Source organism: Candidatus Aminicenantes bacterium (assembly GCA_011049425.1).
Lineage (GTDB): Bacteria > Acidobacteriota > Aminicenantia > UBA2199 > UBA2199 > UBA876.
Map to the genome: position 1 here is coordinate 1 of DSBM01000123.1, position 12,030 is coordinate 12,030.

Annotated in this window: 10 protein-coding genes and 1 tRNA gene; all 11 read left to right on the forward strand. The window is 53.7% G+C overall.

From position 1 onward, the window contains the following. Positions 1-206, forward strand: a 206-nt coding sequence (tuf, locus tag ENN40_08345; GenBank protein HDP95352.1) for an elongation factor Tu, incomplete at its 5' end; no start/stop codon positions are given. Between the two features lie 2 nt (positions 207-208). Continuing rightward, entirely contained in the window at positions 209-373 is a 165-nt protein-coding gene (rpmG, locus tag ENN40_08350; GenBank protein HDP95353.1) for a 50S ribosomal protein L33, read from the forward strand. 11 nt (positions 374-384) lie between these two features. Beyond that, positions 385-457 (forward strand) — tRNA-Trp (locus tag ENN40_08355). Between the two features lie 14 nt (positions 458-471). Continuing rightward, positions 472-684, forward strand: a complete 213-nt coding sequence (gene secE, locus ENN40_08360) for a preprotein translocase subunit SecE (GenBank protein HDP95354.1) — start codon at positions 472-474, stop codon at positions 682-684. A gap of 14 nt (positions 685-698) precedes the next feature. After that, positions 699-1,229, forward strand: a complete 531-nt coding sequence (nusG, locus tag ENN40_08365) for a transcription termination/antitermination factor NusG (protein HDP95355.1) — start codon at positions 699-701, stop codon at positions 1,227-1,229. A 10-nt stretch (positions 1,230-1,239) separates the two neighbouring features. Next, a complete protein-coding gene (gene rplK, locus ENN40_08370) occupies positions 1,240-1,683 on the forward strand; it encodes a 50S ribosomal protein L11 (GenBank protein HDP95356.1) in 444 nt (147 codons plus the stop codon). After that, positions 1,676-2,371, forward strand: coding sequence for a 50S ribosomal protein L1 (locus tag ENN40_08375; GenBank protein HDP95357.1), 696 nt, complete (start codon positions 1,676-1,678; stop codon positions 2,369-2,371). Before rplK ends, ENN40_08375 begins: the two co-directional genes overlap by 8 nt. Beyond that, entirely contained in the window at positions 2,358-2,945 is a 588-nt protein-coding gene (locus ENN40_08380; protein HDP95358.1) for a 50S ribosomal protein L10, read from the forward strand. The genes ENN40_08375 and ENN40_08380 overlap by 14 nt, the downstream gene beginning before the upstream one ends. Then, entirely contained in the window at positions 2,945-3,337 is a 393-nt protein-coding gene (locus tag ENN40_08385) for a 50S ribosomal protein L7/L12 (GenBank protein HDP95359.1), read from the forward strand. The genes ENN40_08380 and ENN40_08385 overlap by 1 nt, the downstream gene beginning before the upstream one ends. A 46-nt stretch (positions 3,338-3,383) precedes the next feature. After that, positions 3,384-7,739 carry a DNA-directed RNA polymerase subunit beta gene (gene rpoB, locus ENN40_08390; protein ID HDP95360.1) on the forward strand — a complete coding sequence of 1,452 codons (4,356 nt, stop codon included), beginning with the start codon at positions 3,384-3,386 and terminating at the stop codon, positions 7,737-7,739. Between the two features lie 107 nt (positions 7,740-7,846). Then, positions 7,847-11,986, forward strand: coding sequence for a DNA-directed RNA polymerase subunit beta' (gene rpoC, locus ENN40_08395; GenBank protein ID HDP95361.1), 4,140 nt, complete (start codon positions 7,847-7,849; stop codon positions 11,984-11,986). Positions 11,987-12,030: the final 44 nt, after the last annotated feature.

Genomic DNA, 12,030 nt, shown 5'->3' on the forward strand with positions numbered 1-12,030 from the left:
ATCGTCCGCAGTTCTTTTTCCGCACCACGGACGTGACGGGCTCGGTTAATCTTCCCGAAGGCGTGGAGATGGTCATGCCCGGCGACAACGCGAACCTGTCAATTGAGCTGATCACGCCGATTGACAGGGAGAAGGGCCTGAAGTTCGCCATCCGCGAAGGCGGCCGCACCATCGGCGCCGGCTCCGTGACCGATATTATTGAATAACCATGGCCAAGAGCGACAAACGGATCAAGGTGCACCTCAAGTGTTCGGAATGCAACCGCAAGAACTATTCCACTTACAAGAACAAGCAGAACAGTACGGAAAAGCTGAAACTCAGCAAGTACTGTCCGTTCGACCGCAAGCATACCGAGCACCGCGAGGTGAAATAAGTTGGCTTGGTAGGTCAGTAGCTCAATTGGTAGAGCATCGGTCTCCAAAACCGAGGGCTGGGGGTTCGATTCCCTCCTGACCTGCTTAAAATCGTAAAATGGCAAAGAAAGAGAACATATTCAAGCGGATCGGCCTTTACCTCACCGAGGTGAAGGGAGAGTTGAAAAAAGTGACCTGGCCCAGCCGCAATGATCTGTACAAAACGACCATTGCCGTGGTGATCGCCTCGGTCGTGTTTGGCCTATATCTGTTCCTTGTGGATTGGGTCTTTTCTGAGATTATTCAGAGAATCATTGGAGTCTTCCAGTAACCGGGCGGATCAACATGGAAAAGGAATGGTACATCATTCACGTGTTTTCCGGGTCTGAAGACTTCGTGGTCAAAGCCCTGAACGAGAAGATCCGCAAGTACGACATGGATGACCAGGTCGGAGAGATTGTGATTCCAACCGAGAACGTGATTGAGATCAAGGACGGTAAGAAGGTTGTCAGCGAAAAGCGTTCTTTTCCCGGGTACATTCTGGTCAAGATGGTGATGAATGACAAAAACTGGTACTTTATCCGCAACACGCCCAAGGTAACGGGTTTCGTCGGTGCGGGAAAGAAACCCAAACCCCTCTCCGAGAAAGAGGTGGCCACCATTCTCAAGCATATTGAGACCACTCAGGCTACTCCCAAACCCAAATACCATTTTGAAGCCGGGGACGCGGTCAAGATTATTGATGGCCCCTTTTTAAACTTTAACGGCGTGGTGGATGCTGTTCAAGAGGATAAGAACCTCCTGAAAGTTACGGTGACGATTTTCGGTCGCCCTACCCCCGTCGATCTCGATTTTCTGCAAGTGGAAAAGATATAGGAGCAATTTTATGGCGAGTCCAAAGAAAAAAAAGATCGTCACCAGCTTCAAGCTGCAGTTGCCCGCGGGTAAGGCCACACCGGCTCCTCCGGTTGGCCCGGCACTCAGCCAGCATGGCCTGAACATCATGGAATTCGTGAACCAGTTCAACAAGGCCACGGCCAAGATGGAAGACGGCATGATCATCCCCGCTGAAGTACTGGTGCATCCGGATAAGACCTTTACCATGAACCTCAAAACACCGCCGGTATCCTACCTCCTGAAGAAGGCGGCGGGCGTATTAAAGGGATCCGGTGAGCCCAACAAACAAAAGGTCGGCCGGGTAACTTTGAAACAGGTGGAAGAGATCGCCCGGGTCAAGATGGAGGACCTGAATACCGTTGATGTAAAGCAGGCCGTTAAAATCGTCAAGGGATCCGCCCGCAGCATGGGATTGGAGATCAAAAATGTCTAAGCATGGCAAGTTGTATCGCGATGCGCGCAACCGGATTGAAGAGCGCGACTACAGCCTTGACGAGGTTGTGGCCCTGTTGAAAGAGATCAAGCGGCCGAATTTTGTGGAATCCGTTGACATATCGATCCGCCTGGGAGTCGATCCCAAATACCCGGAACAGAATGTGCGGGGCACGGTGGCGCTTCCCCACGGCACGGGTCGCCAGGTGCGGGTGCTTGTGATCGCCGCGGGTGAAAAAATCAAGGAAGCTGAAGAAGCCGGAGCCGATTATGCAGGTGGAGAAGAGATGGTGGAAAAGATCCAGTCGGAAAACTGGCTCGATTTCGACACGGTGGTCACCACCCCGGACATGATGCGCCATGTGGGCAAGTTGGGCAAGGTGCTCGGTCCCAAGGGACTCATGCCCAGTCCCAAAGCCGGCACGGTTACTTTCAATCTCAAAGAGACGGTAGAGGAGATCAAGAAAGGACGCGTGGAATTTAAGGTAGACAAGACGGGAATCATCAATTCCAGTGTCGGAAAGATCGATTTTGATGATGCCCAGATCGCGGATAATGTGCGCAGTTTTGTCCAGGCGGTGCTCAAGGCCCGCCCGGCTTCACTGAAGGGACGCTATGTCCGGTCCATGTACTTGAGCACAACCATGAGTCCCGGAGTGAAATTGTCACTCCAGGATTTTGAAAACTGAGCGCCCGTGGGCGGAAAAACAGGAGGATGTCGTGACGAGTCCGAAGTCGATAGAACGCAATCAGAAACGAATTGAGGAACTGGCCGGAGTTTTCGCCCGCAAGGGTGTGTACTTGTTTGATTACCGTGGATTGAGCGTACCGGAGATGCAGGAATTGCGTGCCAAGATCAAGAATCTGGACGCGGGCATCAAGGTATTCAAGAACCGCATGGCCATCAAGCACTTCGAAGACACCGGAGCCAATGAATATGGACGTGATCTTTTTCGCGGCCCCCTGGCCGTGGCCTACGCGGATGATAATTTTCTGGAAGTGGCCAAGGTGATGGTGGAGTTCGAAAAGGAGAGCAAAAAGATCCAACTGAAATCGGCCTTTGTGGAAAGCCAATTGATGGATCGGGGAAAAGTCCTGCAGTTGGCCAAATTGCCCGGCAGGGACCAGCTCCTGGCCCAACTGGCCATGTCCATTGTCCATCCCCTTAAAAAGATGGGCATGTCTCTGGCTGCTCCCCTGACCAACATGTTGATTCTGCTGAAGAATCTGCAAGATAAAAAAGCTAAGCAAGGAGAAGAATAATGGCTGACATCAAAAAGGAAGATTTCTTCAAGCATCTGGATAACCTCACGGTTCTCGAGCTGGCGGACTACATCAAGGAGTTCGAAGAACGCTACGGGATCAAGGCCGAGATGGCCGCCATGCCCGTTGCCGGAATGGCGGCTCCGGCTGCCGCGGCTGAAGGCGGCGAAGCCGAGGAAAAAACCGAGTTTGACGTGGTTCTCAAAAGCGTGGGCGCCAAAAAGATCAACGTCATCAAGGTGGTTCGCGAAGTCACCGATTTGGGTTTGAAAGAGGCCAAGGAAGTCGTGGACAAGGCTCCCGGGGATGTAAAGAAGGGTGTGTCCAAGGAAGAAGCCGAAGAGATCAAAAAGAAGTTCGAAGAGGTGGGAGCGGAGATCGAGATCAAGTAAATGACTCTTCTCACCGAATGCGGACCCCAGAAATGAAAGGGTTGGTATGCAAAAAAAAAATCACTACATTGATCGGGTAAATCTATCCAAACTGGTCGCTCCGATCGGGATTCCCGATCTGCTGGAGATTCAGAAGAAATCTTTCCAGACTTTCCTGCAGATCGACGAAATTCCGGAGAAACGAAAGAACTTCGGAATTCAGGCGGCATTTAAGTCGATCTTTCCGATTTACGATTTCAAGGAGACGGCCATTCTGGATTTCGTTTCATATTCCCTGGGAGATTGGTCCTGCAAGTGTGGAGAACTCCAGGGAATCGAAGAATCCAAGCCGGTATGCGCCCGCTGCGGCACCCTGGTCAGCGCCGGAATCGTTCCCGGCAAAGATTCGGTTTGCCCCGAATGTTCCAGTCGCGGCACGATCGAAAACCATGTCTGCAGAAAATGCGGAGATCGGGTACGTCTAAAGATCAAGTATTCACCCGAGGAATGCCTGGACAAGGGATTTGATTACTCCATTTCCCTGAAAGTCAAGTTGCGCCTGGCCCTTTACGATGAAGACAAAAAGGGCGAAAAAGCCATCAAGGACGTTAAGGAACAGGAAATCTTTTTTGGTGAGTTGCCCTACATTACCGAGCGGGGCACATTTATCATCAACGGCACTGAACGGATCGTGGTTTCGCAATTGCAACGTTCACCGGGCGTCTATTTTCTTCCCGGCAAGTCCAGGGGTGAATACACGGCCAAGATCATTCCCGCGCGCGGCGCCTGGATTGAGTTCGAAGAAAAGCAGAACCTTCTGCAGGTGCGCCTGGACAAAAAGACCAAACGCATCAATGTGACCACTTTCCTCAAGGCCATGGGGCTCTCGGATGATCTTGAGATGCTCAAGATGTTTTATTCCGTGATTCCCGCCCGGGTGGAAAACGGCATCTTCTATGTGCAGCGCTCCCGTATGCTCAAGGACACGAAAGTGACCGCGCCGGTAAAGGATTCCAAGGGGAAAGAGATTCTTCCCCAGGGCGCCAAGCTCATGATCAAGAACATCAAGGAGCTGGAGAAGCACGATGTGGAGTACGTTCCGGTTGACCTGGAATTGCTGGCCGATCCCTATGCGGCCTGTGATATTGAAGGCGCGTTGCGCTTGAACGAGCCCATCACCAGTACTCAGGTTCGCAAACTGCGGGGCATGAACACGGAGTTCAACCTGTTTTTCCCAGACAGTGAAGAAGAACCGCTGGGCCCCATGATCGCCCTCACCCTGCGCAAAGACAAAAAAAAGAAGGATGTGGAGATCACCGAAAAAGTGGTGATCCAGAGCGAAGCCGAGAGCGAAGACAAGGTGGCCAAGAACCAGGGAGACGCGTTTATCGAGATCTTCAAGAAACTCCGCCCGGGCGAACCCGTCACCCTGGAAGGGTCCAAGAAGTTTTTCGAAAACATGATGCGGGATCCCAGGCGCTATGATCTCAGTTCCGTGGGCCGTTTGAAACTCAACATCAAGTTGGGCATGAAGCCCGATCACAACGAGGAAGTGTACGTACTCACGGTAGAGGATATGGTGGAGATCATCCGCTATTATCTGCGCCTGAAGTACGATCGTTCCGGCCGCATGAAAGTGGACGATATCGACCACCTCTCCAACCGCCGCATCCGTGCCGTCGGCGAATTGGTGGAGAACGCTTTCCGCATCGGACTCATGCGCCTGGAGAAGATCATTCGAGAACGCATCACCAATGCCCAGGATATCTCCATCATGCTGCCGCGGGAACTGCTCAATACCAAGCCGGTATTCGCGGCCATCAAGGAGTTTTTCGGCACTTCCCAGTTGTCTCAGTTCATGGACCAGACCAATGCCCTGGCTGAAACCACTCACAAGCGGCGCATATCCGCGCTGGGTCCCGGCGGGCTGAACCGTGAGCGCGCCGGATTCGAGGTTCGAGACGTTCACCCTTCTCATTACGGCCGCATCTGCCCCATTGAAACCCCGGAAGGACCCAATATCGGCTTGATTTCCTCGCTGACTACTTATGCCCGCATCAACGACTACGGATTTATCGAAGCTCCTTACCGCAGGGCGGAAAACGGTCATGTGGTGAATTACTATGGCATCGATTATCCCGGTGACTCCAAATGGACCCGCGGCGAGCTGGTCAAAGAAGAGGATTTGGAAAACAAGCTGAAATCCCTGCAGAAAGCGGGGAAGGAAGCGCCCCTGTTCCATTATCATCCCTTTTTCCTCACTGCCTGGGAGGAAGAAGGATTTACCATTGCCCAGGCCAATGCCGTCATTGACGAGAAGGGACGGTTTACCGCCAAGCGCGTGGCCTCACGCCGGGGCAGTGAACCCATTTTCGTACCTCCCGAAGAGATCGACTATATGGATATCTCGCCCAACCAGGTTGTCTCGGTCTCAGCCGCCCTGATCCCCTTTCTGGAACACGATGACGCCAACCGCGCGCTGATGGGATCCAACATGCAACGCCAGGCCGTTCCCCTGGTCAATCCCAAGGCGCCCATAGTGGGCACGGGCATGGAACACAAGTTGATCAAGGATTCCGGCGTGGACGTGGTATGCAAACGTTCCGGAGTGGTAATGAACGCCGACGCGGAACGCATTATCATCAAGACCGACGAAAGCCGGGAAGCGCAACTCGATTTTTCCGATATCAGCGCCGATCTTTACGAATTGAAAAAGTACCGTCGTTCCAACCAGAACACCCTCATCAACCAGAGGCCCCTGGTCAAGGTGGGTGACCGCGTGGAAGCCGGGCAGATCCTGGCGGATGGGCCCGCTTCCGAACGGGGAGAAATGGCGCTCGGGCGCAACATCCTGGCCGCCTTTTTGCCCTGGCGGGGGTACAATTACGAAGACGCCATTCTGCTCAGTGAGAGGCTGGTCAAGGACTCGGTATTCAACTCCATCTACATTGTGGAAGAAACGGTTGAAGCCCGTGAGACCAAACTCGGCAAGGAAGAAATCACGCGGGATATTCCCGGCGTTGCCGAAAACGTATTGCGGCATCTGGATGAGTCTGGAGTCGTGCGTATCGGGGCCAAGATCCGTCCCGGAGAAATCCTGGTCGGTAAGGTCTCGCCCAAAGGGGAAACCCAGCTTTCCCCGGAAGAAAAGTTGTTAAGGGCGATTTTCGGCGAACAGGCCTCGGAAATCAAGGACACCTCGTTGTATTGTCCTCCGGGAGTCGAAGGCACGGTCATCGATGTAAAGATCTTTACCCGTCGTGGCCTGGACAAGGATACGCGGGCCAATGAAATCGACAGTGAACAGACCGCCAAATTGCGCCGCAATTTCAGTGACGAGCGCCAGATCCTTTTAGAGGAGCGCAACAACAAGTTGAGAAACCGGTTGGAGGGTGCCAAGGTCATTCACCCGTTCACCCTGAACGGCACCAAGCTGAAAAAGAACGCCGTGCTCAAGGCGGAACACCTGAACGGAATCAGCAGTGAAACCGTCCGCCTATTGTCTGAACACCTGGAACCGGAACGGGTAAAACTGATTGAAGAGATCGAATCCAAGTCTCAACTCCATATCAACGCTTTAGAGAAAGAACTGAATGAAAAGATCGACCAGATGTGCAAAGGAGACGAGTTCTCCCCCGGCATCATCAAGATTATCAAAGTGTTGATTGCCGTGAACCGCCGCATTTCAAGCGGAGACAAGATGGCGGGGCGTCACGGCAACAAAGGCGTGGTTTCGCGCATCCTGCCCGAAGAGGATATGCCTTTTCTGGAAGACGGTACCCCCCTGGACATCATCCTCAATCCCCTGGGCGTTCCGTCACGTATGAACGTGGGCCAGATCTATGAACTGCTGCTGGGTTGGGCGGGCAAGGTCTTAAACCTGCATTTCGAAACCCCCGTTTTTACCTCCGGAACCGAGAGAGATGTCAAGGCGTACATGCGTGAAGCCGGCCTGCCTGAGGACGGCAAAGTGGTGTTGTACGATGGCCTTTCCGGAGAGCCTTTTACCAACAAGGTTACCGTTGGTTACATGTACATCATGAAACTGGAACACATGGTGGACGATAAAATCCACGCGCGATCCACGGGCCCCTATTCGCTGATCACGCAGCAACCCCTGGGCGGAAAGGCCCAATTCGGCGGACAGCGGGTAGGTGAAATGGAAGTGTGGGCCTTCGAGGCATACGGAGCCGCCCATGTCCTGCAAGAGATCCTGACCATTAAGTCGGACAACATCAGTGGACGCAACGAGATCTACTCCGCCATCGTGAAGGGCAATATGGAGTTCAAGCCCGGCCTTCCGGAGTCTTTCAACGTGTTGATCAAGGAGCTCAAGAGCCTGGCCTTGAACGTGGAATTAATCAAAAAGGAAGGCCGCAGCGAAGAATCTCGATTGCGGCAGAACATTGACAACATTCCCTGATGAAGTACAGGGTGTACGGTCAATTAATTGCGCGGCGCGGCGGCGATTTTCGCCGCTCTCGCATAACGGCGGAAACGCCGCTTTTATAGGGAGTCCCCATGCATCGAATGAAAAACGAACGCAGCGAAGTCAACATAATGGATTACTCCAGGATCCGCATCAGTCTGTCCTCACCGGAAATCATCCGCGGCTGGTCGTCGGGTGAGGTCACCAAGCCGGAGACCATCAACTACCGGACCTTTAAACCGGAACGCGACGGCCTGTTCTGCGCCAAGATCTTTGGACCCACCCAGGATTTCCGCTGCCTTTGCGGCAAGTACAAAGGATTAAAGTACAAGGGCATCGTATGCGAGAAATGTGGCGTTGAAGTCACTTTCTCTTCGGTTCGCCGTGAACGCATGGGGCATATTGAACTAAACTCCAGGGTGGCCCATATCTGGTTCTTTAAAGGGATTCCTTCGCGTATCGGTGTTATCCTTGAAATCAGCGCCAGGGAACTGGAGCACATCATCTATTTCGAGAACTACATTGTAATTGATCCCGGCGATGTACCGGACTTGAAATTCAAGCAAATACTCAGTGAAGACGAATATCATGATCTGGTGGACAAGTACGGTGAATCCGCTTTTACGGCCGATATGGGGGCAGATGCCATCCATGAGTTGCTGCGCCGCATCGATCTGGAGAAAGAGGTCATTGAACTCAAGTCGCGCCTGAAAGTGGAGCGCTCCATCCAGAAGAAAAAAAATCTCGCCCGGCGCCTGAAGATCATGGAGGATTTCTTTCTTTCTCTCAATCGTCCCGAATGGATGGTGATGAATGTCATTCCCGTACTACCGCCGGACCTGCGCCCGCTGGTGCGTTTGGATGGCGGGCGTTTCGCCAGTTCCGATCTGAACGACCTCTATCGGCGCGTGATCAACCGCAACAACCGCTTGAAACGATTGCTGGACCTCAAGGCCCCGGAATTGATTATCAAGAACGAAAAGCGCATGCTCCAGGAAGCAGTGGACGCCTTGTTCGACAACCAGAAACGCAACAAAAGTTACATGAGTTCACAGAAAAGGCCGTTGAAGTCCCTTTCGGACAGCTTGAAAGGCAAGCAGGGACGTTTTCGCCAGAACCTGCTGGGCAAGCGCGTGGACTATTCCGGCCGCTCCGTGATCGTGGTGGACCCCAAGCTGCATCTCGACGAATGCGGCCTGCCCAAAAAGATGGCTTTGGAGTTGTTTAAACCTTTTATCTACAACAAGTTGGAAAAGAAAGGCATGGTCACCACTTTGCGTGTGGCGCGCTCCTGGGTGGAAGAGAACCGTGACGAGATCTGGGACGCCCTGGCTGAAGTAATCCGCGAGCATACGGTTATGCTGAACCGCGCCCCCACGCTGCATCGCCTGGGTGTGCAATCATTCCGTCCACGCCTGGTGGAGGGAAACGCCATTACACTGCATCCCCTGGTTTGTCCGGCTTTCAACGCCGATTTCGACGGGGACCAGATGGCCGTGCATGTCCCCCTCTCTCTGGAGGCCCAGGCGGAATCGCAACTGCTGATGCTGGCCACCAATAACATCCTGTCTCCCGCCAACGGCAAACCCCTGGCCGTTCCCACCCAGGATATGGTGCTTGGTTTCTACTACATGACGTTCAGCAAGCGCAACCTGAAAGGTGAGCACATGATTTTCGCCTCGCGCAAAGATGTGTTGCATGCACTGGAGCACAAACTGGTGGATATCAACGCCATGATCCGCCTGCGCTATTTCGGCGAACTCAAGAACCTGGATTCATATATGCTGGACACCCAGGACATCGCCAATTGCCCGATGACCACCATTGATCGCAAGGACAACCAGCTTCTGGTTACGACTCCAGGGCGTGTCATTTTAAACGACCTGTTGCCCGAAGGCATTCCCTACATCAACGGGTTGCTGAAAAAGAAAGGCATTAGCAACCTGGTCCATTATATCTACCAGAACATGGGTTTTGATGCCACGGTGCAGACCCTTGACCGCCTCAAAGAGGCGGGCTTTGAGTACGCCACGCGAGCGGGATTCACCATCAGCATTTCCGACCTGGTGGTGCCGGACGAAAAGCAGGCCATTATCCAGCGCACGGAAAAAGAATTGGAAAGGATCGAGAAGATGTATTCCTCCGGCCTGATGACCGCCGGCGAACGTCACAACAACATCATCGACAAGTGGAGCAAAGCCACGGACGCGATCCGCGAAATCATGTTTGCCAACATGAAGCGCATGAGTTATGAGGGAGACAGTATCAACCCCATCTTTATGATGTCGGATTCCGGGGCGCGGGGCAGCAAGGATCAGTTAAAACAACTGGCGGGAATGCGCGGCCTGATGGCAAAGCCTTCCGGAGAAATCCTGGAAACGCCCATTACCGCCAACTTCAAGGAAGGGTTGCCCGTGCTGCAGTATTTTATCTCGACTCACGGCGCCCGCAAGGGGTTGGCGGACACCGCTTTGAAAACGGCTGAAGCCGGTTACCTGACCCGCAAGCTGGTGGACGCGGCCATTGAAGTGGTTGTCAAGGAAGAGGATTGCGGGACCCTGGCCGGGCTGGAAGTGTCCGCTATTATCGAGAACGGCAAGGTGATCGAGCCCTTGCTTGAACGCATCCTGGGGCGCATCGCCCAACAGGATGTAAACGATCCCGATGATCCCGAACGTGTCATTGTGGCTGCCGGTGAAGAGGTCGACGAGATAAAGGCCCGCCAGATTGTTGAGGCCGGTATCCTGCGTGTCAAGATCCGCTCGGGTCTGACCTGCGAAACCGAGGCCGGGATCTGTCGCAAGTGCTACGGTCGCAACCTTTCCACCGGTAATCTGATCGAGCTGGGTGAAGCCGCGGGTATCGTAGCCGCCCAGTCCATTGGTGAGCCGGGAACTCAGTTGACCATGCGCACCTTCCACATCGGCGGCGTGGCTTCCGGCGCGGAGGGCCAGACCAAGCTCCATTCAGGACATGAGGGCGTGGTGCGTTTCAAGGACCTGATGGTGGTCAAAGACAAGGAAGGCGAGATGATCGCCATGAACCGCATCGGTGCGCTCCAGTTGGTGGACGCCAAGGGCAGGGAACGGGCCATGTATCCCGTCATCTACGGCTCCAGAGTCATGGTTGCGGACAGCCGGAAAGTGGCCAAGGGAGACTTGCTGATGCAGTGGGATCCCTTTGTCAACGCCATTCTCACCAACGAAGAAGGAATTGTGGAGTTCAAGGACCTTGAAGAGAATGTTTCCTATGTTCAGGATCGCGATGAAACCACGGGCAAAATCACCACCATCATTATTGACATCAAGAATGAACGGCTGAGGGATGAGCTCCAGCCCCAGATCGTGGTGCGCGACAAGAAGTCCCACCGCATCAAGCGTCGTTTCTATCTGCCGGTCAACGCCCACATATCGGTAAAGGACGGAGACGAGGTGACCGCCGGCGACACCCTGGCAAAGATTCCCTCCGATTTCGCCAAAACCAAGGACATCACCGGCGGCCTGCCGCGGGTGACGGAACTTTTCGAAGCGCGCAAGCCCAAGAATCCGGCCAAGATGGCCCAGATCGACGGCATCGTGGAATTCGGCAAGGTCATTAAAGGGGCGCGCAAGATCATTATCCGCCCCTTTGACAGCAATGTGAAACCGGACGAGCATACCATTCCCCGAGGCGCCTACATCACGGTGGGAGACGGCGACAAGATCACCGCCGGAACGCCCCTGATGGACGGCCCTTTAAATCCCGCGGATATCCTCGAGGTCCTGGGTGAACAGAAACTGGCTGAATACCTGCTCAAAGAGATCCAGGATGTCTACCGCCTCCAGGGAGTCGAGATCAACGACAAGCACATCGAAATCATTGTCCGCCAGATGATCAAGTGGCGCCGTATCGAAACCGTGGGCGACACCATTTTTATTCCTGAACAAATCGTGGAAAAGTGGAATTTTGACCGCGAAAACGCCAAGGTGGAAGCTGAAGGCGGAATCCCCGCCAAGGCGAAACCAGCTTTGCTGCCCATTTCCCGGGCCGCCCTGGCATACGACAGCTTCCTTTCCGCCGCAGCGTTCCAGGAGACCACCCGGGTGTTGACCGAAGCGGCCATCGCCGGCAAGGAAGATCATCTGCGGGGGATCAAGGAAAATGTCACCATGGGCCGCTTGATTCCAGCCGGCACGGGTTATTCCTACTACCAGAACGTGGAACTCGACGAGGTGGAAGAGTTTTTCCAGCAAGCCCGTTAGTAATAAAGTTGAAGAGTTAAAAAGTTGGGTTCTCTTCCATTTTG

Excerpts from the sequence above, each read along its gene's own strand:
- rpmG (HDP95353.1), top strand. The coding sequence starts at position 209 with ATGGCCAAGAGCGACAAACGGATCAAGGTGCACCTCAAGTGTTCGGAA.
- secE (HDP95354.1), top strand. The coding sequence starts at position 472 with ATGGCAAAGAAAGAGAACATATTCAAGCGGATCGGCCTTTACCTCACC.
- nusG (HDP95355.1), top strand. The coding sequence starts at position 699 with ATGGAAAAGGAATGGTACATCATTCACGTGTTTTCCGGGTCTGAAGAC.
- rplK (HDP95356.1), top strand. The coding sequence starts at position 1,240 with ATGGCGAGTCCAAAGAAAAAAAAGATCGTCACCAGCTTCAAGCTGCAG.
- ENN40_08375 (HDP95357.1), top strand. The coding sequence starts at position 1,676 with ATGTCTAAGCATGGCAAGTTGTATCGCGATGCGCGCAACCGGATTGAA.
- ENN40_08385 (HDP95359.1), top strand. The coding sequence starts at position 2,945 with ATGGCTGACATCAAAAAGGAAGATTTCTTCAAGCATCTGGATAACCTC.
- rpoB (HDP95360.1), top strand. The coding sequence starts at position 3,384 with ATGCAAAAAAAAAATCACTACATTGATCGGGTAAATCTATCCAAACTG.
- rpoC (HDP95361.1), top strand. The coding sequence starts at position 7,847 with ATGAAAAACGAACGCAGCGAAGTCAACATAATGGATTACTCCAGGATC.